This is a genomic window from Pseudomonas psychrophila HA-4 (genome assembly GCF_000282975.1).
GTDB classification, from domain to species: Bacteria; Pseudomonadota; Gammaproteobacteria; order Pseudomonadales; family Pseudomonadaceae; genus Aquipseudomonas; species Aquipseudomonas psychrophila_A.
The window spans coordinates 106,346-126,967 of the sequence record NZ_ALJC01000038.1 but is presented as its reverse complement, the minus strand read 5'-3'; the positions used below and the strand labels follow the sequence as shown (position 1 = coordinate 126,967).

Annotated in this window: 19 protein-coding genes and 1 tRNA gene; 10 read left to right on the top strand and 10 right to left on the bottom strand. The window is 57.9% G+C overall.

The genetic code is table 11. The annotated features are described in order from the left end of the window. Positions 1-23 precede the first annotated feature (23 nt). Complete coding sequence (gene tgt, locus B347_RS0105215; protein WP_019408653.1) at positions 24-1,139, bottom strand: tRNA guanosine(34) transglycosylase Tgt; 1,116 nt, start codon at positions 1,137-1,139, stop codon at positions 24-26. An 11-nt stretch (positions 1,140-1,150) separates the two neighbouring features. Continuing rightward, positions 1,151-2,212 carry a tRNA preQ1(34) S-adenosylmethionine ribosyltransferase-isomerase QueA gene (queA, locus tag B347_RS0105210; protein WP_019408652.1) on the bottom strand — a complete coding sequence of 354 codons (1,062 nt, stop codon included), beginning with the start codon at positions 2,210-2,212 and terminating at the stop codon, positions 1,151-1,153. 106 nt (positions 2,213-2,318) lie between these two features. Between queA and B347_RS0105205 the strand changes: the two genes are divergently transcribed. From B347_RS0105205 to B347_RS0105190, 4 genes are all read left to right on the top strand, one after another. After that, positions 2,319-2,403: transfer RNA gene (locus tag B347_RS0105205), tRNA-Leu, on the top strand. Positions 2,404-2,886: 483 nt separating this feature from the next. Further along, positions 2,887-3,393: a sigma-70 family RNA polymerase sigma factor gene (locus B347_RS0105200; RefSeq protein ID WP_019408651.1), complete on the top strand. Its 507-nt coding sequence runs from the start codon at positions 2,887-2,889 to the stop codon at positions 3,391-3,393. Continuing rightward, positions 3,390-4,352, top strand: coding sequence for a FecR domain-containing protein (locus B347_RS0105195; RefSeq protein WP_019408650.1), 963 nt, complete (start codon positions 3,390-3,392; stop codon positions 4,350-4,352). Before B347_RS0105200 ends, B347_RS0105195 begins: the two co-directional genes overlap by 4 nt. 98 nt (positions 4,353-4,450) lie before the next feature. After that, entirely contained in the window at positions 4,451-6,874 is a 2,424-nt protein-coding gene (locus B347_RS0105190; RefSeq protein WP_019408649.1) for a TonB-dependent siderophore receptor, read from the top strand. A gap of 332 nt (positions 6,875-7,206) precedes the next feature. Here B347_RS0105190 and B347_RS0105185 read toward each other — a convergent pair whose 3' ends face one another. From B347_RS0105185 to B347_RS0105175, 3 genes are all read right to left on the bottom strand, one after another. Beyond that, a complete protein-coding gene (locus B347_RS0105185) occupies positions 7,207-7,908 on the bottom strand; it encodes a FadR/GntR family transcriptional regulator (RefSeq protein ID WP_019408648.1) in 702 nt (233 codons plus the stop codon). 118 nt (positions 7,909-8,026) lie between these two features. After that, entirely contained in the window at positions 8,027-9,184 is a 1,158-nt protein-coding gene (locus B347_RS0105180) for a D-mannonate oxidoreductase (protein ID WP_026013994.1), read from the bottom strand. Between the two features lie 3 nt (positions 9,185-9,187). Continuing rightward, positions 9,188-10,198, bottom strand: coding sequence for a zinc-binding alcohol dehydrogenase family protein (locus B347_RS0105175; protein ID WP_019408646.1), 1,011 nt, complete (start codon positions 10,196-10,198; stop codon positions 9,188-9,190). Positions 10,199-10,551: 353 nt separating this feature from the next. On the opposite strand from B347_RS0105175, the gene B347_RS0105170 reads away from it, so the two are divergent. Continuing rightward, positions 10,552-10,881, top strand: coding sequence for a hypothetical protein (locus B347_RS0105170; RefSeq protein WP_019408645.1), 330 nt, complete (start codon positions 10,552-10,554; stop codon positions 10,879-10,881). Here the strand turns inward: B347_RS0105170 and B347_RS0105165 are convergent, their stop codons facing one another. Both B347_RS0105165 and B347_RS0105160 read right to left on the bottom strand, forming a co-directional pair. After that, the gene (locus B347_RS0105165) at positions 10,882-11,271 is read right to left on the bottom strand and encodes a c-type cytochrome (protein WP_019408644.1); all 390 of its coding nucleotides are present in this window, start codon (positions 11,269-11,271) and stop codon (positions 10,882-10,884) included. Between the two features lie 170 nt (positions 11,272-11,441). Continuing rightward, positions 11,442-12,059, bottom strand: a complete 618-nt coding sequence (locus B347_RS0105160) for a LysE family translocator (RefSeq protein ID WP_019408643.1) — start codon at positions 12,057-12,059, stop codon at positions 11,442-11,444. 145 nt (positions 12,060-12,204) lie between these two features. On the opposite strand from B347_RS0105160, the gene B347_RS0105155 reads away from it, so the two are divergent. Beyond that, positions 12,205-12,657 carry an Lrp/AsnC family transcriptional regulator gene (locus tag B347_RS0105155; protein ID WP_019408642.1) on the top strand — a complete coding sequence of 151 codons (453 nt, stop codon included), beginning with the start codon at positions 12,205-12,207 and terminating at the stop codon, positions 12,655-12,657. On the opposite strand, the gene B347_RS0105150 is transcribed toward B347_RS0105155, so the two are convergent. Then, a complete protein-coding gene (locus tag B347_RS0105150; protein ID WP_019408641.1) occupies positions 12,652-13,566 on the bottom strand; it encodes a LysR family transcriptional regulator in 915 nt (304 codons plus the stop codon). The genes B347_RS0105155 and B347_RS0105150 overlap by 6 nt on opposite strands. 117 nt (positions 13,567-13,683) lie before the next feature. Between B347_RS0105150 and B347_RS0105145 the strand changes: the two genes are divergently transcribed. The 3 genes from B347_RS0105145 to B347_RS0105135 all read left to right on the top strand — a co-directional run bounded on the left by B347_RS0105145 (position 13,684) and on the right by B347_RS0105135 (position 17,093). Next, positions 13,684-14,571, top strand: coding sequence for an SDR family oxidoreductase (locus tag B347_RS0105145; protein ID WP_019408640.1), 888 nt, complete (start codon positions 13,684-13,686; stop codon positions 14,569-14,571). Positions 14,572-14,938: 367 nt separating this feature from the next. Continuing rightward, entirely contained in the window at positions 14,939-16,876 is a 1,938-nt protein-coding gene (locus B347_RS0105140; protein WP_019408639.1) for an autotransporter domain-containing protein, read from the top strand. Between the two features lie 28 nt (positions 16,877-16,904). Beyond that, positions 16,905-17,093, top strand: coding sequence for a hypothetical protein (locus tag B347_RS0105135; protein ID WP_019408638.1), 189 nt, complete (start codon positions 16,905-16,907; stop codon positions 17,091-17,093). Positions 17,094-17,169: 76 nt separating this feature from the next. Here the strand turns inward: B347_RS0105135 and B347_RS0105130 are convergent, their stop codons facing one another. Continuing rightward, positions 17,170-17,928 (bottom strand): SDR family oxidoreductase, encoded by a 759-nt coding sequence (locus B347_RS0105130; RefSeq protein ID WP_019408637.1) that lies wholly within the window; start codon positions 17,926-17,928, stop codon positions 17,170-17,172. 21 nt (positions 17,929-17,949) lie between these two features. After that, positions 17,950-18,687: a sulfite exporter TauE/SafE family protein gene (locus B347_RS0105125; RefSeq protein ID WP_019408636.1), complete on the bottom strand. Its 738-nt coding sequence runs from the start codon at positions 18,685-18,687 to the stop codon at positions 17,950-17,952. Between the two features lie 191 nt (positions 18,688-18,878). Between B347_RS0105125 and B347_RS0105120 the strand changes: the two genes are divergently transcribed. After that, complete coding sequence (locus B347_RS0105120; protein WP_019408635.1) at positions 18,879-20,189, top strand: aminotransferase class III-fold pyridoxal phosphate-dependent enzyme; 1,311 nt, start codon at positions 18,879-18,881, stop codon at positions 20,187-20,189. The last annotated feature ends 433 nt before the right edge of the window (positions 20,190-20,622 follow it).

Genomic DNA, 20,622 nt, shown 5'->3' with positions numbered 1-20,622 from the left:
GTTGTTTCTTAAAGGTCCGAAACTCAGTCCAAAGGCGGCACAGGAAGCCCGCGCTTGGCATAGAAGGCGTCGACAAAGGTGGCCAATGTACCCTGTTGAATAGCCTCGCGCAAACCAGCCATGAGCACCTGATAGTGCCGCAAATTGTGGATGGTATTGAGCATGCTACCCAGCATTTCGCCGCACTTGTCCAGATGATGCAGATAAGCGCGAGAGAAGTTCTGGCAGGTATAGCAATCGCAGGTCGGATCCAGCGGCGAATCATCATGGCGATGGAACGCATTGCGGATCTTCAAAACACCCGTGTCGATGAACAGATGCCCATTGCGGGCATTGCGGGTTGGCATCACGCAATCGAACATGTCCACACCGCGGCGCACACCCTCGACCAGATCTTCCGGCTTGCCAACCCCCATAAGGTAACGAGGTTTGTCAGCGGGCATCATCCCCGGCAGGTAATCCAGCACCTTGATCATTTCGTGCTTAGGCTCACCCACCGATAGACCGCCAATGGCCAGGCCGTCAAAACCGATTTTGTTCAGACCTTCGAGCGAACGCTCGCGCAGGTTCTGGTGCATACCGCCCTGAACGATACCGAACAAGGCAGCCGTGTTGTCGCCATGCGCATTTTTCGAGCGTTGGGCCCAACGCAACGACAGCTCCATGGAAATACGGGCGACGTCTTCATCCGCCGGGTACGGGGTGCACTCGTCAAAAATCATCACCACGTCAGAGCCCAGATCACGCTGAACCTGCATCGACTCTTCCGGCCCCATAAACACCTTGGCGCCGTCGACCGGAGACGCGAACGTCACACCCTCTTCTTTAATCTTGCGCATGGCACCCAGGCTGAACACCTGAAAACCACCGGAGTCCGTCAGGATCGGGCCCTGCCACTTCATGAAGTCGTGCAAGTCGCCGTGCTTCTTGATTACTTCAGTGCCAGGGCGCAGCCACAGGTGGAAGGTGTTGCCCAGAATCATCTGCGCGCCAATGGCTTCAATGTCACGCGGCAACATGCCCTTGACCGTGCCATACGTGCCCACGGGCATAAAGGCCGGGGTTTCAACCACACCCCGGGGAAAGGTCAGACGACCGCGACGCGCCTTGCCATCAGTGGCCAGCAGCTCGAAGGACATACGACAGTTGCTCATGCTTGATCCTCTGGGGCCGGGGCTGGAGCCGTCGGCGCAGGATTGCGGGTGATGAACATCGCATCACCATAACTAAAGAAGCGGTACCCATGCTCAACCGCAGCCTGATAGGCCGCCATGGTTTCGGGATAACCGGCGAACGCCGAAACCAGCATCAACAGCGTGGATTCCGGCAGATGGAAATTGGTCACCAGGGCATCGACCACATGAAACGGGCGGCCCGGAAAAATAAAGATATCAGTGTCGCCACTGAACGGCTTCAGCACGCCATCGCGCGCTGCGCTCTCGAGCGAACGCACACTGGTGGTGCCCACCGCAATCACTCGCCCGCCACGCGCACGGCATGCCGCCACAGCGTCGACCACATCCTGGCCGACTTCCAGCCATTCAGTGTGCATGTGGTGATCTTCAAGACGCTCCACCCGCACTGGCTGGAACGTGCCCGCGCCCACATGCAGCGTCACAAACGCCGTTTCGACGCCTTTGGCGGCAATGGCCTGCATCAGAGGCTCATCGAAATGCAGCCCGGCAGTCGGCGCAGCCACTGCGCCCAAGCGCTGAGCGTAGACCGTTTGATAACGCTCGCGGTCCGAACCTTCATCCGGGCGATCGATATAAGGCGGCAACGGCATATGCCCGACGCGGTCCAGCAGCGGCAACACCTCCTCGGCAAAGCCCAGCTCAAACAACGCATCGTGGCGTGCCAGCATCTCGGCTTCACCGCCGCCATCAATCAGGATTTTCGACCCTGGTTTCGGCGACTTGCTGGAGCGCACATGCGCCAGCACCCGATGACTGTCGAGCACCCGCTCAACCAGAATTTCCAGCTTGCCGCCCGAGGCCTTTTGGCCGAACAAGCGGGCTGGAATCACCCGGGTATTGTTAAACACCATCAAATCGCCTGGGCGTAAATGCTCAAGCAAATCAGTAAATTGACGATGTGCCAGCGCCCCGCTCTCCCCATCTAGGGTCAGCAGGCGACTGTTACGGCGCTCCGCCAAAGGATGGCGTGCGATGAGTGAATCAGGGAGCTCGAAGGTAAAGTCAGCAACGCGCATGATAGGTTTCGTCTAGCAGGGCCGGGGAGTTTAACGGACTTAGTAAAAATAGACCAATAAGTTGTTGACCGACCTCAATGTCATCTCTATACTTCGCCGCCATTGAGCCCTGATGGCGGAATTGGTAGACGCGGCGGATTCAAAATCCGTTTTCGCAAGAAGTGGGAGTTCGAGTCTCCCTCGGGGCACCATCTAGCAGTATCTGCAAGTCTCTAACAAGACTCGCAGCACAGGAAAACCGGCCGCTGAGCCGGTTTTTTTGTGCCTGACGTTCTACTCCTGTCTCCCCTCTATCCGTTGTATCCCTGTATCCCTCCTTTATCCCGAGAAGAAGCCCTAACTTTGGGATACAAGAATAATGAAGCATGCAGTTCTTACCGCATGGCCGCCGCGACTTACTGGCACCGAACGAAAGCCTCCTCGATTTCCAACGAGGAATCGTCAGCCGAGCACGGAAGGTCCTCCCCGCACACAATCAGAATTGCGGGCTGCTCATGCTTGCGAACGCTTACATGAGTGTTCGAGCATGAAATAAACGCAGACAGGGCAACTCAAAAGTCTTCAGACAATGTTGGCGGAGAATTCCACCGCACCAAACCTGTGTAAACGCTGTACAACCATCCGCCCGATCAATACGATGAGAAGCATTATCATTCACGCATTGCGAGTCTCACATGCAGGATGCCAGTCCAACATCGTCCGTCGAACAGTTGTACGAGAACCATCACGGCTGGCTACAAAGCTGGCTGAACCGGCGATTGGGGCACAGTGCAGATGCCGAGGATCTGGCCCATGACACGTTCATTCGCGTGTTGCGCTCCCCTCAGCAGGTGCGAGAGTTGCGCCAACCCATGGCGTTTCTTGCGACGATTGCCAATGGATTGCTGATCAATCGCTGGCGCCGCCAGGAGATTGAGCGGGCTTATCTTGAAGCGTTGGCTGCCCGGCCCGAAGGCGTGGAACCGTCACCCGAGGACCGGTATCTGGTGATCGAAACCTTGTTGCAGCTCGACTCGCTGCTGATTGGTCTCTCTGAACGCATACGGCAGATTTTCTTTATGTCTCAGCTCGATGGAATGACATATCCGCAGATCGCTACGGCGCTGGAGCTGACGGTGGCTCAAGTTCAACGGGCCATGGGCAAAGCCTTCAGTGTTTGCTATGCGAGCCGTTTCGAATGAGGGCTGAAGTTAATCCGCTGGTGCGCGATGCCGCCATTGATTGGCTTGTCAGGATGCAGTCCGGGCTTATGAATACGCCTGACTTGGAGGCATTGCAGTGCTGGCGCGATGCGAGCGTTGAGCATGAACTGGCCTGGCAACGTGTCACCAGCTTGCCACTGTTGCAGCACCCTGGCGCATATCTTTTGCGCGATGCAACCGCGCGCAGGGCACTGGAGTCGGCCGGACCTGACACGCAGAGACGTAGGCAGGTACTCAAGCGCCTGTTGATCCTTGGTGCAGTTGGAGGGGTTTGCTGGCAAGGCGCGGGGTCCACGCCGGTGCGCGCCGCACTGGCAAACCACCGCACAGGAACGGGCGAACGTCATCAATGGACTCTGGCTGATGGCAGCTCGTTATGGCTGAACACGGCCAGTGCAGTAAACCTAGATTTTACTGATCAGATGCGGCGCATCCAGATGATCGAGGGCGAACTGGACTTGCGTGTGCAGACAGAGTCGCGCTCGCTGCAACTGATCACACCGCACGCAATCCTGCAAAGCAGTGAAGCGCATTTCCAAGTGCGCCATGATCGGCAGGGTACTCAGGTAACCGTGCGAGAAGGCCAAGTACAGGTGTACTCACGAGGCCAACAAGCGTCATCCTCGCTAGCAGCAGGATGGCAGGCCCGAGTGAACCGCTTCGGGATCGGCGTACCAAACCGCGCTGACCTCTTGATCTCCGAGGCTTGGCTGCGCGGAGTTCTACCAGCGGATCGCCTGCGCTTGGATGCCCTAGTGGCTGAACTCTCGCGTTATCGTCCCGGTGTTTTGCGTTGTCATGAGCAGGTGTCCGGGTTACGCCTCACAGGCAGTTTTTCGCTGGATGACACCGATGCAGCTTTGACGCTACTCGCTCGCACGCTCCCGGTGCGTATCGAGCGCATGACCCGGTATTGGGTCTCGATCGTACCTGCCTGAATTATTTTTTTCGCTGCGCAATAGTTTTTTCAAACTCGCTTGGCCTATAGGGATCACCCACCCGCCAGAGGTGGGTCTTAACCCCTTAGGAGCCCCGTATGACTTCACCTTCCCGTGCCCTGCGCGCCCGTACGTTTGGACTGTTATTGCTTAGCGTACAACCGCTTTGCAGCTTTCCAGTCTTTGCCGCTGGGAGTTCACAGCATTACAGCATCGACGCAGGCCCCATGGATTCTGCGCTGTCACGTTTTGGCGCACAGGCGGGGATTACCATGGCGGGCAGCTCAACGCTGACGGCTGGCAAGAATACCCAAGGGCTACAAGGCGACTTCAGTACTGAGGCAGGCCTGACGCAACTCTTGCTGGGCTCGGGGCTGACATTTGAGCGCCAGGACGACGGTAGCCTGCTGCTGATATCAATCAACAGCGACGTACTGGAGTTGGCGCCGACCGCCATCAGCGGCACCGCGTACGACACCTCACTGGGCCGCAACGATGGCTTGGTCGCCAGCCGAACCATGAGTGCCAACAAGACCGATACGTCGATCATGGAAACCCCTCAATCGATCAGCGTGGTCACCCGCAAGCAGATGGATGCTCAGCAGCCACAAAGCATCGGACAGGTGCTGCGCTACACCGCAGGGGTCAATGGCGAAGCCAACGGTGTAGATACCCGACGCGACACTATTAGTATTCGTGGATTTGACGCAACGACTGGCGGTGGTATTTATCGCGATGGTTTGCGCCAGTACAGCTTTGCCAACCAAAGCCGTGCCGTGGGTGAAGTCTATGGGCTGGAGCGTGTGGAAATACTGCGCGGCCCATCGTCGGTGCTCTACGGCCAAAGCTCACCGGGCGGCATGGTCAACGTGATCAGCAAGCGTCCAACCGATGAGCCGCTGCATGAACTGATAGCACAAACCGGTAGTTTTGATCGCAAGCAATTGGCTGCAGACTTCGGCGGGCCGCTTACGGATGATGGCGTGTTCACGTATCGCCTCACCGGGCTTTGGAGGGATAGCGGTACGCAAATCGACTACGCCCGTGATGACCGTCAATTCATCGCCCCGGCCATAAGTTGGCGCCCTTCGCAAGACACCTCGTTGACGGTTCTGGCGTCATTTCAAAAAGACCGCAATGTGTTGGGCTACTACGCCTTGCCGCGGGTAGGCACTCTCGACAGCTCGCGTTACGGACGGATCGCCACGGATCGTTTTGTCGGCGACCCTAACTTCGACAAGTACGATGTAGAACAGTGGTCGCTGGGTTACCAATTTGAGCATCACCTCAACGATATCTGGACATTCCGCCAAAACGCCCGCTACAGCCGTTCCTATCAGGAACAGCGCACGATTTACCAATACGGCCTGGATGACGACCAGCGCACAGTGGGCCGCTTCGGTTATCTGGGCCACGAAAAGGTGAAGAATGCGCTGCTCGATAACCACTTCCAAGCCCAGTGGAACGCCGGGCGTTTTGAACACACCACGTTGGTCGGTATCGATTTGCAACACGCTAGCACCAACCAGTTGGGGGGTGGCAACGTGGTGGATCCACTGGATATCTATGCGCCGGTTTATCACCAGGATTACAGCGGCCTGGATGCCTTGTACGACATCAACCAGCGTCGTCAGCTTGATCAGGCGGGTGTGTATCTCTCGGAACAGCTCAAATTTGACGAGCGCTGGGTATTCAACCTAGGCGGTCGCCAAGACTGGGCACGGTCGAAAACTGCCCATTACGCCACCGACACTGCGGCAGACCTTAAGCAGCGCGATCACGCCTTCACTTGGCGAACCGGAGTGATGTATCTGGCAGACAACGGCGTGGCCCCTTACGCGAGCTATTCAGAGTCGTTTTTCCCAAACATCACGGCAGTGGCGCGCGACGGCAGTGCATTTAAACCCGAAACAGGTCGCCAGTACGAAGTCGGGATCAAATTTCAGCCCAAGGGAAGTGAAAGCTACATGACCGTCTCGGTGTTCGACCTGACGCGTCAAAACGTATTGACAGCCGACCCTGTCAACAATCGTTTTTCGGTGGCCACCGGAGAAATCCAGTCTCGAGGTATCGAACTGGAAAGCAAGGCGCAGTTATCCGATGCACTGGAGTTAATAGCCAACTACAGCTATTCACACCTTGAAATTACCCGCAGCAATACGGCCGATGAAAAAGGCAATCAACCGGGCAACACCCCAGAACAACTGGCCTCGCTTTGGTCGCAATACACCGTTCAGAGCGGTGCACTGTCGGGCTTAGCAATAGGGGGCGGGGTACGCTATGTAGGCCCGAGCTATATCGACGCTCAAAATAGCGAAAGCATTCCTCACTACACCCTGTTTGACGCCAGCCTAAGCTACGACCTTGGCAAACTGTCTTCGGCATATGCAGGGGCGAAGCTGGCGCTGAACGCGTCCAACTTGACCGACGAAACCTATGTCTCTCAATGTGGTTACACGGGCGACAGCTGCAAATACGGGTATCGCCGCAATATTACCGGCACGGTGAGTTACAACTGGTAAGGCCTTGCGCTTGCTTGCGAAAGGCGCCAATCGGCAAGTAAGCGCATTTACCAGCCCCAACCGCTTTAGTACGCGATATTTCAACAACGTCGGCCGTTGGAAGGTGCTGGCAATGACTGCTTCGGCCAAACTCAGACCTACACCTTCCCTACTGTTTATGACCAACAAAACCAGCACCCCCAGAAGGCCGCCATCATGAAACTGCTGAACGGGGTTGAAATGCGAGGGTCAGCATTTTTAGGCAGACCGAAGAGTCTGTCCGTAACCAGTTTCTTGTAGATCAAGCCCCACCCCGTGACGGCAGCGCCTGCGCACACCCCAAATAATCCCACTCACTCCCCCTCCAACGCCACCAACCAACGCGCCTCCGAACGCAGTAAGTGCTGACGCATGGCAGTTTGCGCGGCCATGACGTCTTTGCATTCCAACGCCCGCAGGATGGCTTGATGCTCGATAACTGCCGCCTCCCACGTGCCGGGGTTTTCTGAGTGTTCGCTCAGGTGCGAAGAGATGGGGCTGTGGCGCTCGTCGAACAGTGAGGTAATGATCCGCACCAGCGCTGAGTTACCGGTCATTTTCGCCAGTCGATGGTGAAACTTGCGGTCGTCAGCCAAGGGCGGGCGATTGGCCTGGATGCTGGCGCGCATGGCGTCGATGCACGCTTGCAGGTAGCGATAATCGCTTTTTTTGCCGTGCACGCAGGCCAGCACGATGGCCTCGCCTTCGATGAGTGCACGCGCTTGCATCAGTTCGTTGGGGCTCTCGCCGAGGGTGACGGTGGGTGTGTTCCCCTCTTGGAGTCGTGCAGCGACATACACACCAGAACCCATCTTGATTTCAATGCTGCCTTCAATTTCCAAAGCGATTAGCGCCTCGCGCAGCGACGGACGCGATACGCCCAGCAACTGCGTGAGATCACGCTCGGGAGGCAGGCGCGTGCCGACCTTGAAGTCACCCTGGACGATGTATTCACGCAGCCGGTCGGCAATTTTCTGATAGAGCTTGCGCTCTGAAGGAGGATACGAGGAGACCATCGAGGCAGCGTCCGAGAAATGATGCCAAAGGCTACCACAGGGGCCGAGGTGCACCGTACAGCCCCATGGCTTCGCCGCACATTACGATTTCAAGCAACTCCGTTGCTGGTATGTCACATCACGGCGCCGATCTGCTATGGCAGACAGCGTGCAGGGCGGCCCGCAACATCGGTTGCTCAAGGTTCGGCGCGACCTGTGCGGCGAGTTCGACCAAGGGCAGCAGACGGCGCTTTTTCTTGTCTTTATGGTTGCTGGCAATATCGGCCAAGCGGTGTTGCAAAAACGGATTGGCGAAGCGCTCGCGCACGCTGTCGACGTAGCGCTGGGCAGCGTCAAACTGGCCAAGGGCTGCGAACACCGGGAGCACTTCGTTGGCCCACAGGGCTTCCAGATCGGCACGCAATGCCGGGCTCTGCATGGCCTGGTACACGGTCTCGTTTTCAGGCCGCGCATCACTGAGCCAGCGCTCGGCCAGATAACTGTGGCCCAGATTGAGGGTAAACAGCTTGAGGCGTTCGTAATGGTCGAGGTCATCGGTCAGCACAATAGCTTCGTGGCTACAGGGCAGAATCAGCCCTGCCTGGCGCTCGATAGCCCACAGCGCATAAGGCTCAGCTACTGCTCCCACTGGTTCCAATGCCTGCGAAACGATGCGATCAACCAACGAGTTGGCCCAACGACAGTGGTGGGTCAGGTAAGTCTCAAAGGCACTGCCCAGCGCCCAGTGACGGGCGAGGTCAATCAGCAGGTCACGCAACACATCGCCGTTGCGCGCCACCAACTCACACGGGAACAGCGACAACGGGGCGCGAGGGTTGTGTTGCCAGCGGTCATGCAACAACACCAACAGTTTGGCCGGAAAACTGATCGGCGCCGGGGCATCCTCGGCCAGCAGCGCAGGCGTGTCTTGCGCGTCGAGTTGATAACCGCGATCACCGGTATTGGAAACCACCACCTTGACCTGCTCGACAAAGCCCAGACGTAACGCCGGCCACTGCTCAGCGGCATGCAGCGCATGGCTGATCGCCGAGGCCGAGAGGTTTTGCTCGATCAACTGCCCGTTATCGACACCCTGAATCAACACCCGGTATGGCATGCCGCTGGCCAGCGCCGTTGTACGGGCACTGCTAGCCGGACTGTCCGTGCTCTGGACCACGGCAATAGTGCCTAAGGCAGCGCCGCGCTCAAGCGCTTGAGACACGAACAGGTCGACGTGCGCCTGAAGAAAACGGCTGGTGCCAAACTGCAGGATCGGCGGGAAGGATTTATCGCTCATCATCTAGCACTCGATAATGGCTTTGACCACGCCTTGCTGCGGGTCCAGCAAGGTGGGAAATGCATTGACGACTTCACTGAGCGCAATGCGGTGAGTGTTCAATGCCTGATCCGGGATCAAGCCGTCGCGCAGGCATTGCTCCACGTAGCGGAAGTCTTCGACGGTCGCGTTGCGGCTGCCCATCAGGGTGGCTTCACGTTTATGGAACTCGGGGTCGGAAAAGGTAATGGCGTCACGCACCACCGAGATCATCACGTAGGTGCCGCCATGGGCGATAAATTCAAAGCCGCGTTCCATGGCCCGGGCGTTGCCGGTGGCGTCGAAAACAACGTCAAAAAAGTCGCCATCGGTGAGGTCGGACAATGCGTCTTTGTCGCCCTCGCCAATTTTCACTGCGGCATGAATTGCCAGGTGCTGATGGCAAAAATCCAAGCGGTCTTGACGGGTGTCGAGCACGGTCACTTTCGCCCCACGCAACCCGGCAAAAATGGCCGCTGCCATACCAATAGGGCCAGTACCAACCACCAGCACTCGCTGTCCGATCTGCAGGTTGGAGCGGCGCACCGCGTGGGCACCGATTGACAGAAACTCGATCATTGCCGCCTGGTCCAGCGTCACCCCCACCGCCTTGTGGATAAACTGATGAGCAACGCTCAAGTATTCGGTAAAAGCGCCATCGCAGTGCACGCCGAGCACCTGGATGCGGGTGCAGCAGTTGGTCTTGCCTTTGCTGCACGCGATGCAGGTGCCGCATGAGATGTAGGGCATGACGTAGACCACGTCACCAGCGAACAGGCCACTGCCTTCGTCGCTGGCTTCGACAATGCCGGAAAACTCGTGGCCCATAACCCGCGGGTACTCAAGGAAGGGTTGGTTGCCGGTGAAAATATGCAGGTCCGTGCCGCACACCCCTACACGTTTGACCCGGATCAGGGTTTCGCCTGGCTGGCGAGTCGGTATCGGGCTTTCAACAGCAGTGAGCGAGCGTGGCTCGTTACAGATCACAGTCAGCATTTTTTATTCTCCGGCAATAGCACACGGGCTACGGGTTTTGGGCAAGACGTGGCAGGGGCGGATAGCGGCGGGAATTGCAATAAAGGGAGATAGAGACTAGGCATCTGGATCTCCTTTTATTGTGTGCAGGCTTGAGTGCCGCATGGATGATCACGGCTCGAAACCTACACGCAGCAAAAAATATTGGCAAGACCAATGCATAAAAATATGAATTGGCCTGACCAGATAGAAGCCAGATGAACCTCAGCCACATAAGCACGCGATGCGCTTAAACATCTAGCCGCCGCTGTTGGGTAAACAGCAGGAACGCTACAATCGCGCCACACCCTTAAGCCCCACAAGGAACCCGCAGCATGGAACTCCCGCTGGAGACAGTCGCTCTTTTCTCTCTCAAGCTCGCCTACGAATCAGACGGCCAAAGTCCGATTTTGCGCGACGATCTGGTGATGGGGGATTACCAGCGCGATGTGTTTGCCTTGCTGGTGCGCAAGGGCGATCTCGACAGCATCCAGAACAAAATGGACGAATGCGTCGACTTGGCCATGAACGCTATTGGCGGTGCGGACACGCCCATGGGTCGCGAGCTGCATAGGTTGTCGCTGGGGGTCAAAAACGCTCAAACCCTTGAGCAACTGCACGCGCCGCTGTTGAGCCTCAAGGATTACTTGAAAGACATTCAGTGATCAGTGGTTTTGAAAGGTTTCGATGTAAGCCAGCAGGTTTTCGATTTTCTCAGGGTCGCTGATACCCCAGAAGATCATGCGCGTGCCACTCACTACTTTTTTCGGTGCCTCGATGTAGGCGGCCAGGTTTTCGCGCGTCCACACCACCCCTGAGTTTTTCATGGCGTCAGAGAACTGATAGCCAGGAACCGTCCCGGCCAATTGGCCAATCACGCCGTTCAATTGCGGGCCGAACCCGTTTCGTGCGTTTTCACCAATGCTGTGACACCCACCACAGGTCTTGGTGAATAACTTGCCGCCCGCTTCCGCATCGCCCGCTGCTGTCGCCCAGGAACAGAACAACGCGGTAGTGAGCGTCAGAAACAAGGTCAGTAAGGCTCGGTGCTTCATAGGCGACTCCACATCAGTGTCGGATTGTGCAGGCGCCAATATAGCCCAGCGATAAAGCGCATCACGAGACCCAGATCATTTCAATCGATCAAGAGCCCCTCACCACGCCTCTCCCGAAAGAGAGGGAACCGAATGGCGGATGCTGTCGATTGCAGACTCCCCGCCAAGGCTTAACGCAGCATTTGCTCTGCCAGCAATACCCCGGCAATCACAATCATTGCGGCGCCTGACACCCGGCTGACATTTTTCGCCGCACTGGGTCGGGTCCGCAAGACGGCCTTGGCGCCGAAACCCACCATCAAGTACACCACCCCGCAACTCAACGCGTGCAGTGCGCCCAAGGCCACAATTTGCGCAGGAATGGGCCACGTGGACGACGGGTTGGTGAACTGCGGCAACAACGCTAAAAACAGCAATAAGACCTTGGGGTTCATGCCACTGACGCACAGCCCCTTCCATGCCCAGCGTCCCCAGGAGTCATTGACCAATACCTGACCTGATTCAGGGGCCGAGGGGCGGCGCAGCATACTGACGCCCAACCATAAGAGGTACAGAGCGCCAGCAATCGTCAGCACGCTGAGGATCATCGGATTGCGCGACACCAGGCCGCCCACACCCGCCGCCACAATCAATGTCGCCAACACGTGGCCCGAGAGCATCCCCGCCACCGCAGGGGTGACGCGCTGCCCGCGTATCCCCGCTGAGATCGCGTACGCCCAATCCGCGCCGGGGGTAATGATGAACAAAAAAGACACCGCCCAAAAGGCGGCCAATACGCTTAAAGTCACGGGGGTCTACCTTCTACAGGGGCCGGGTGGGGGGTGCTTCAGGCCGTTTAAAGCCAAAGCAGCCCGTAGAAGAATAGGCAAATGCTGCTAGGATTATCTTTCGTTTATCCCCTAAAGCTATTGCTTGATTAGAAGGTTATTCCACGTGGATCGAATTGACCGCAAGATTCTTGCCGAGCTGCACGCCGATGGACGATTGTCTCTCACTGAACTCGCAGAACGCGTAGGGCTGAGCCTGTCGCCCTGCCACCGGCGGGTACGGGCACTTGAGGAGTCGGGCGTTATTCTGGGCTATCGCGCCCTGCTGGCGCCGAAAGAGCTGGGCCTGAGTTTTTCAGCGATTGTGTTCGTGACCTTACGCGAAGTGACCCGTCAGGCCATCGCTGACTTTGAGGCGGCGTTGCCGCAGATCCCGCAGATCGTCGAAGCGCAAAGACTGTTCGGCGACCCCGACTATTTGCTGCAAGTGATCGCCAAAGACTTGCCCGCCTTCCAGCGCCTCTACGATGAACACCTCACCTCGCTGCCCAACGTGCAGCGACTGGTCTCCACGCTGGTGATGAAAAGCGTCATTCATGACCGCGTGCTGCCGCTATAAACCGGGCATCAAACCCGCCGCCAGCGCATCCAGCAACGCCCTGACCTTGGGCAGCGCCTCGCGGCTTTTGGGCCACACCAGATTGATCGCCAGCCCTTCGCTGGCCAAATGTGGAAGCACTTCAACCAAGGTGCCGTCTGCCAGTTGTTGCTTGATCAACCACGTGGGCAACTGCGCAATGCCGCATCCCGCCTGCACCGTCATGACGTGCCCTTCGCCATCGCCCACAACGAACTGCGCGCGCATCACCCGCAGCTCCATCTCACCGGGGCGGCTACCCGCAAAGCGCCAAGGGCTGACGCTGCCGTCTGCTCGACCATAAGCAACGCACGCGTGGCGCTCCAGATCGCGGTCGGTCAAGGGTTCGCCGTGCTTTTTAAGGTAGGCCGGTGCTGCGCAGAACACATGCCGCTCGCTGCCCAAATAACGATGCCCCCACGCCGCAGGCCACACATCCGGGCCGCCCACCCGCACCACAATGTCGACACCCTCTTCAACCGGGTCGATAAAACGATCCGAAAACGAAATGTGCGGCTGTAATTGCGGGTGTTGCCGAACGAACCTCAAGACCACCGGCAACGCCTGCAAACGCCCGAAGGCGGCGGGTAGGTCAATGCGGATCCGACCGCGTGGTTCGGTGTTTTCAGCGTGCAACGATAATTCGGCCTCTTCCAGCTCAGCCAACACACCGGTACAGGTTTGGTAAAACGCCACGCCCGCATCAGTGAGTGACAAACGCCGCGTGGTGCGATTAAACAGGCGCACTTGCAACCGACTTTCCAGCCTGGCGATGCCCTTACTGACCGCAGACGCCGTGAGGTTCATGCGCTCGGCAGCCGCTTTAAAACTGCCGGAGTCGGTCACGCAGACAAAGACATCGATCCCTTTTAAGCGCTCGGAAGAAAACATGGCAACCTCTTATTCGTGAATTAAGTTCACGTAATTCGGTAAAAGGTATCGCAAATAGGCTCTATTTTCCCCAGTAAGCTTGGGCATCACGACGTTGATCCTCAATAAGGCGTATTTATGACCTCGCTCAAGCCCACCGTATTAATCACCGGCGCCACCGGCCAGATCGGCGGTGACACCCTGCGCCTGCTGTTGGCAGACGACAGCATCACCTTGGTCGCGGCCGTGCGCTCAGAGGCCAAGGCCGAGCCGTTCAAGGCGCAAGGCATTCGCACAGCGATCATGGACTTCGACAAAGAACAGACCCTAGCACCCGCGCTGCAAGGCATTGATCGCGCCTTTCTCGTCACCGGCTACACCGTAGACATGCTGCGCCAAAGCAAAGCGTTTCTGGACCAAGCGAAAAAAGCCGGCGTGCAACACATCGTGCACCTCGGTGCGTGCGGGCGCGATGACACCACCATTGGCCATTGGGTCTGGCACCAATTGGTAGAACGTTACATTGAATGGTCGGGCTTCTCGTTCACCCACTTGCGCCCAGAATGCTTTATGCAAAACCTGCTGAGCTATGACGGCACTCAAGCCGTTAAATCCGGGGTAATTGAGCAATACACGGGTGACACCGCGTTCAATTGGGTCGATGGCGAAGACGTTGCCCGAGTAGCGGCGCAAACCCTGTTGCATCCGCACAAACACGCGGGGCAAACGTACCGTTTGGGCTATGACATTCAGTCCTACGGCGACGTCGCAAACATCATGACTCGCCTGCTGGGTCAGCCCTTTCGCTACGACGCACAGCCACCTGAAGTGTTCTTGGAAAACATGCGCGCGGCAGGAGCCGAGATGGCCTACATGAACTGTGTGCACGACAACTTCAAGCGCATGGCCGCAGACACCATCCCCGGCGTGCGGGATACCTGTGACAACTTCGAGGCCATCACCGGCCGCCAGCCCGTGCGTTGGGAAGACTTTATACACAAGCACCGCAGTGCTTTTGCCTACTGACCGAACGCCCTCCCCCCGTATGAGCACGCTCGCGATCTTTTGACCTTCAACAGATCGCCGCCTGCTGCGGCTCCCACGCAGTACACAAGCTACGTTCTCGCCGAGCACTTCCCAAAACCATCCAACCTTGTGGCTTCACGGCCAATAGCAAAGTGCTACTTTTCGCAGCGCTGACGCATAATCCTGCCCAATTTCGAGCCACGCCCTGATCTAAATGATCGTGTTCGGGCGCAAAAAACTGCGCCAGTTTATACAGGAGCGACAAAGGATTAATACAGCGCGTCAATCTGCCGTACACGCCCAATAGAGGGCGCACATCCTGCAAATGGATTACTTGCCTACTACTTATAACTCCAAGGAAGACGTTGTGATTAAACCCCTCGCACTTGCTATCAGTGTTGCTGGCGCCCTGTTGTCAACTTCAGGCCATGCTTACAACTACGGCGAACATGCCGCTACTACCCTCGATAAGCTGATAAACGACTACCCTGGCCGCTACCGGGGTACGGCCAGTTTTGCCGGTGCCGCCGACTTGATGCAAAGCCAGATGGGCGATGCCTACAGCATTAGCCGCCAGGATTTCTCCTGGGGCGCGGGTAACAGCCGCAGCTCGCAAAACGTGGTTGCTTATGCAGCAGGTACCCAACCGCAATACGTGGTGGTTGGTGCCCACTTCGATACCTACTTTGGCCGCCCAACCCTACAAGGCCTGGATGACAACGGCTCAGGCGCCAGCGTACTCACCGAAATCGCCCGCAACCTCAACGGCGTACCGTTGGAATACGGCCTGCAAATCATCGGCTTTGGCGCTGAGGAAGAAGGCTTGCAAGGCTCCAAAGCCTTCGTTAAAAGCTTGAACGCCAGTCAGCGCGAAAACATGCTGGCCATGATCAACCTCGACAGCCTCATCACCGGCGACATGATGTACGCCCACTCGGGCCAAAACAGCGTCAACAACCCGGGCCTGACCTCGTTGCGCGAACACGCGTTCAAGCTCGCCAAAGAGCTCAATATCAACCTGTTCACCAACCCTGGGCTCGATGCCGCCTACCCTGCCGGCACCGGCTGTTGCAGTGATGGTGAAGCGTTCGAAGCGCTGAAAATCCCCATTCTCTACATCGAAGCCACCAACTGGGAACTCGGCGATCTGGACGGTTACACCCAAACAGACAGCCCGGCTATCCCTGGGGGTTCGACGTGGCATGACCCGAAAAAAGACAACGAAACCGTCCTCACCAACGCCTTCGGTCAAGAGCGTATCGACCAACGCCTGCGCGACTACTCGCGACTGCTCAGCCGTTTGGTGCTGGAGTTGACCAACGCTGACTTGATGGCTTCCACAGCATCGGGCGGCGCGGTCGCGCGTGCTCAACAAGACAACCTGCAACGCCAGCATCAGGCCCAGGTCAACCTGCTCGATCGCCGCTGGTTGACGCTGCAAGCCGCCAGCCGTGACGTGGGTAGCTTCGACGGCGAAATCGGTATTGATGGGCAATACACTGCTGACAGCGGCCCGTTCAATGAAGGGCGCCGCCTTGGCCTGCATGCATTGGGCGACTACCAACTGACCACCAGCCTGAGCGTGGGCGCCAGCCTCAGCTACCTGAACGGGCGCGACAAACTGGAGCGCGGTGGCAAACTCGACAGCGAAAGCTGGCAGGCGGCGATCTACGCCTTGCTCAATGACGGCGGCCCACTCTGGCTGGCCGGTGACCTGAGCGCAGGCACCACCCAGTTCGACAGCAAGCGTAATCTGGTGATTCAGGCCAACGGCGGGCCTGTGCTGCTGAGCCAGAAACTGACCGGCAAGACTGACGCCCTCAGCCTTGGCGCCCGGGTGATCGGCGGTTATGACTTCGACTTCGGCCCACTCAAAAGCGGCCCGTTCGCCGGTCTGGACTACAGCCACTACCGCATCGACAAATTCCATGAGAAACAAGACCTGCGCACTGCTCTCACCTATGAAGAGCAGAGCTTTGACTCACTGCAAGCCAGCCTCGGCTGGCGCGCCCGTGGCGCCTTCGAGCTGCCTGCTGGCATGAGCCTGCAACCCTATGGCGACATTGCTTGGGTCAAGGAAATGGGTGACGGACGTCTGGACGACATACTGCTGACCAGCCAGGCCGACGGCCAGGCACGCGGCGCTCGCTTGGGCCGTGTCGATAAGAGCTATGGCCGCGCCCAAGTCGGCAGCCAACTCGCCATCACCCCGCAGTTAGGACTGTTCGCCGAGATCAACGGCCGTATGGGTAACGATGAAGGCAGCCAGACCGGCTACTCCATCGGCGCCCAATGGCTGTTCTGATCCATCGCGGTTAGCCGGAGGCGCCAAGGTGCCCCCGGCTTTTGTTCCCAACGCCAGAAACCCCGATGCAACCGTGCTCACTCCGACCCAGAAAAAGGAGCAAGCAGCGCAACTCGTGGTTTATGAAAAACGCATCAGCAACGTATTGGGTCGCGCAGGCAATCTGGCCAACCCCCAGAGCGGCTTCACACCCAACCTGTTTCAGAGAGTTGAGTAAGCGCACTGGAAAGCAGGCATGAAAGCTGACTAACTTAGTGGCCGCTGCCGCAGGCTGCGGCTCCAAGTGATGGGTGTTAACCCCGCTCAATCGCAAAATTGCTCCACGACTGACTCACGGGCATCAGCTCAAGGCTATTGATATTGATGTGCTTGGGCTGGTTGAGAATCCAGAAAATGGTCTCGGCAATGTCGGCGGGCTGGACGGCCTGAGCACCGGCATACACCGAGTCGTACTTGGCTTGATCCCCAGCAAAACGCACCCGTGAAAACTCGCTTTCACACAACCCCGGCTCTAGGTTGGTGACCCGCACACCCGTACCTTGCAAGTCGCAACGTAGGTTGAGCGAGAACTGGCGGACAAACGCTTTGCTCGCGCCATACACGTGACTGCCGGGGTACGGCCAATTACCTGCAATCGATCCCAAATTCACGATCCCTGCCCCGGCACCATAGGCGATCAAGCGCGCCAGCAATAAACGCGTACTAAACAGCAGGCCTTTGATATTGGTGTCGACCATGGTTTCCCAATCATCCAGCGAACATTGCGGCGCTGGCGTTGTACCCAGCGCAAGCCCGGCGTTGTTGATCAGTCCACGCAAGGTGCTGAAGCTGGGCGGCAGTTGCTCAATAGCGTATTGCATGGCAGCGCGGTCGCGAACATCGAGTACAAGTGGCAGCACCTCAACGCGCGCCGAAAGTTCGTCTGCTAGCGAATGCAAGCGCTCTTGCCGACGCCCGGTGAGCACCAGCGACCAACCGGCAGCAGCAAAGCGTCGGGCACAGGCTTCGCCGAAACCAGAGGTGGCGCCGGTGATAAACACAGTCGAGGTCATAAAAAGGCTCCTTTGAAAACGTTAGGACCACACCCGGCCCAGCAGTCCCACGCCTGCCAGCACCAGCAATAGCCATTGAGTGAAACGTGCGGCCTGCTCGGCTTGAATCCGCAGGAATAAGTGCTGGCCCAACCACAACCCGATCAGCAAAGCGGGCAACATCAGCAGGGCTTGCCAAGCGGTGCCCGCTGGAATTGCCGACGCGGCCGCCAACCCGAGCAGAGCAGCAATATCGACGGCGAAAAAAAACATGATCAAGGTTGCCCGCAACGCCTGCGCCCGCAGCCCGCAATGGCTGAGCCAGGCCACCACCAGCGGGCCGCCAATCGAGAATGCGGCAATCAATGCGCCGCTGCTGCCGCCAATCAACCAGGCGCCCACGCGACCCTCACCCATCGGCAAGCGGATCCGCGCCAACCCAAGAGTCGCCAGCAACCCCACCAGCAGATACACCCCAACCGTTAGGCCTGCACTGTCGAGTCCGGTCAACAGCCAAATCCCGCAGGGCACGCCACAGGTGGCAGCCAGCAACAAGCGCTTGAGCAACCTGTAATCCGCTTCGCGCCAAGCGCTGCGCAACAACAGCACGCTGGAGGCGACTTCCAGAAACAACACCAGCGCAACCGCCCGCGGCAATGAACCGAGCATCGCCAGCCCAACCACTGCAATTGCGGCAAAACCGAAGCCAGTCAAGCCGCGAACAATCGCCGCCATCAGCACACACGCGGCGCTTAAGGCCCAACAGACTTCAGGGTTCATACACAGCTCCGGCGTGCTCAATAGCGCCACTGTAGTCAGCCGCAAACCTGGGGCTTAGATCCAGCCGCGGCTTTCGATGGTGCCAAGACTGGACCTATAGAAAACCCTCGCTGGATCTAAACCGCAGGCCTCGGCGTGACTAGTCTGCGAGCAACTGGACCGCCCAGTCCTTTCACTCAGGAGTGACCCGCATGGCGACGAATCTGAACCACCAATGGATGCCTTTTACTGACAACCGCGAGTTCCAGCGTGCACCGCAGTTGTTTGTCCGCGCCGAGGGCGTGCGCTACTGGAATGCCGAAGGTCGCGAGTTGCTCGATGGCAGCTCCGGGCTGTTTTGCAGCGCCGCCGGCCATGGCCGTACCGAAATTGCCGAAGCCGTGTACAAACAACTGCTGACCTTAGATTTCACCCCGCATTTTCAGCGTGCCTCGCCGCTGTCCTTTGAACTGGCCGAGCGCCTGAGCGAGTTGCTGCCACAAGGCCTGAACAAACTGTTCTTCACCAACTCCGGCTCCGAGTCGGTCGACAGCGCCATGAAGATTGCCCTGGCCTACCACCGCGCACGCGGTGAAGCCCAGCGCACCCGTTTTGTGTCCCGCGAGTGGGCGTACCACGGGGTCAACTTCGGCGGCGTCGCGTTGTCCGGGATGATGCGCAATCGCCAGGCGTTTGCCGCGGGCGGGCTGCCCCACGTCAGCCACATGCGCCATACCTGGCAAGAAGATCAGCGCTACCAGTTGGGCGAACCACAGCACGGCGCCGACCTGGCCAGCGACCTCGAACGGATCATCGCCATGCACGGTGGAGACAGCATTGCCGCGTGTTTTGTAGAACCGATTGCCGGTTCGATTGGCGTGTACGTGCCGCCTGTGGGCTATCTCAAACGCTTGCGCGAGCTCTGCGACAAACATGGGATTTTGCTGGTCTTCGATGAAGTAATCACCGGCTTTGGACGCACCGGACAAGCGTTTGCCGCACAGAGCTTTGAGGTTAAGCCCGATCTCATCACCATGGCCAAAGCCTTGACCAATGGGGCGATCCCGATGGGCGCGGTGGCGGTCGACGAATGGGTTTACGACACGGTAATCAACGCCAGCAAAGACGGCGGCCCGGAACTCTTACATGGCTACACCTACTCCGGGCACCCTGTAGCCTGCGCGGCGGCGTTGGCTTCGCTGGATATTTACCGCGACGAGGATGTGTTCAATAAAGGCTCGCAACTGGCGCCGTATTTTCTGGAGTCATTAAGGGCTCTACAGGGCTTGGCTCAGGTCAGTGACTTGCGGGGTTACGGGTTGCTCAGCGGGATTCAACTGACGCCTGGGCAGGCGCCGGGAGCCAAAGGCGCACGGGCACAGCGGGCGTTGTATGACGCGGGGCTGCATGTAAAAACCACGGGCGACGCGATCATTTTTGCACCGGCACTGGTGACTGGGCGGGCGGATCTGGATGCGATGTTTGACATTCTCAAAGACACCTTGGGACGCGAAGTTTTGTAGTTAACCATCAAGACGGCGGCCCTTAAATCAAACGCAGCCCTTGGAGCAAGCTTGCTCGCGCCAATCGGTCACTCGGGATCCGCCGCAATAAACCCCAGACGCAGGTCCGACAACAGATTTTTGGTCAGGCTTGCCAAATAGATCACCCGCCGCCGTCATCTAAACTCTTGCGGGCTGGGTGGTTACTGCCCAAGAAGTTCTGCTTGGTGTTGCGCCCTTATGGAGGGGCATCCGGGGTGGCGAACGTGTTCCCGGTGATGCCGAATGCTAGGAAAGAAGTGGCGATTTAGCCTTTATGCGAAGTTATCTAGGTGTGAACTGTTTGTGCTCACATTCCATTGCACTAACGTTCAAAAAGCCTTAACGCTTAGTGCCGAACAGATTATAAAAACTGTCTAATTGGCACGTTATACACACAGGAGCCCTCATAGCA

Excerpts from the sequence above, each read along its gene's own strand:
- B347_RS0105120 (WP_019408635.1), top strand. The coding sequence starts at position 18,879 with ATGGCGACGAATCTGAACCACCAATGGATGCCTTTTACTGACAACCGC.
- B347_RS0105180 (WP_026013994.1), bottom strand. The coding sequence starts at position 9,184 with ATGAGCGATAAATCCTTCCCGCCGATCCTGCAGTTTGGCACCAGCCGT.
- B347_RS0105130 (WP_019408637.1), bottom strand. The coding sequence starts at position 17,928 with ATGACCTCGACTGTGTTTATCACCGGCGCCACCTCTGGTTTCGGCGAA.
- B347_RS0105165 (WP_019408644.1), bottom strand. The coding sequence starts at position 11,271 with ATGAAGCACCGAGCCTTACTGACCTTGTTTCTGACGCTCACTACCGCG.
- B347_RS0105195 (WP_019408650.1), top strand. The coding sequence starts at position 3,390 with ATGAGGGCTGAAGTTAATCCGCTGGTGCGCGATGCCGCCATTGATTGG.
- B347_RS0105190 (WP_019408649.1), top strand. The coding sequence starts at position 4,451 with ATGACTTCACCTTCCCGTGCCCTGCGCGCCCGTACGTTTGGACTGTTA.
- B347_RS0105150 (WP_019408641.1), bottom strand. The coding sequence starts at position 13,566 with ATGTTTTCTTCCGAGCGCTTAAAAGGGATCGATGTCTTTGTCTGCGTG.
- B347_RS0105185 (WP_019408648.1), bottom strand. The coding sequence starts at position 7,908 with ATGGTCTCCTCGTATCCTCCTTCAGAGCGCAAGCTCTATCAGAAAATT.
- B347_RS0105175 (WP_019408646.1), bottom strand. The coding sequence starts at position 10,198 with ATGCTGACTGTGATCTGTAACGAGCCACGCTCGCTCACTGCTGTTGAA.
- B347_RS0105200 (WP_019408651.1), top strand. The coding sequence starts at position 2,887 with ATGCAGGATGCCAGTCCAACATCGTCCGTCGAACAGTTGTACGAGAAC.
- B347_RS0105170 (WP_019408645.1), top strand. The coding sequence starts at position 10,552 with ATGGAACTCCCGCTGGAGACAGTCGCTCTTTTCTCTCTCAAGCTCGCC.
- B347_RS0105145 (WP_019408640.1), top strand. The coding sequence starts at position 13,684 with ATGACCTCGCTCAAGCCCACCGTATTAATCACCGGCGCCACCGGCCAG.
- queA (WP_019408652.1), bottom strand. The coding sequence starts at position 2,212 with ATGCGCGTTGCTGACTTTACCTTCGAGCTCCCTGATTCACTCATCGCA.
- B347_RS0105125 (WP_019408636.1), bottom strand. The coding sequence starts at position 18,687 with ATGAACCCTGAAGTCTGTTGGGCCTTAAGCGCCGCGTGTGTGCTGATG.
- tgt (WP_019408653.1), bottom strand. The coding sequence starts at position 1,139 with ATGTCCTTCGAGCTGCTGGCCACTGATGGCAAGGCGCGTCGCGGTCGT.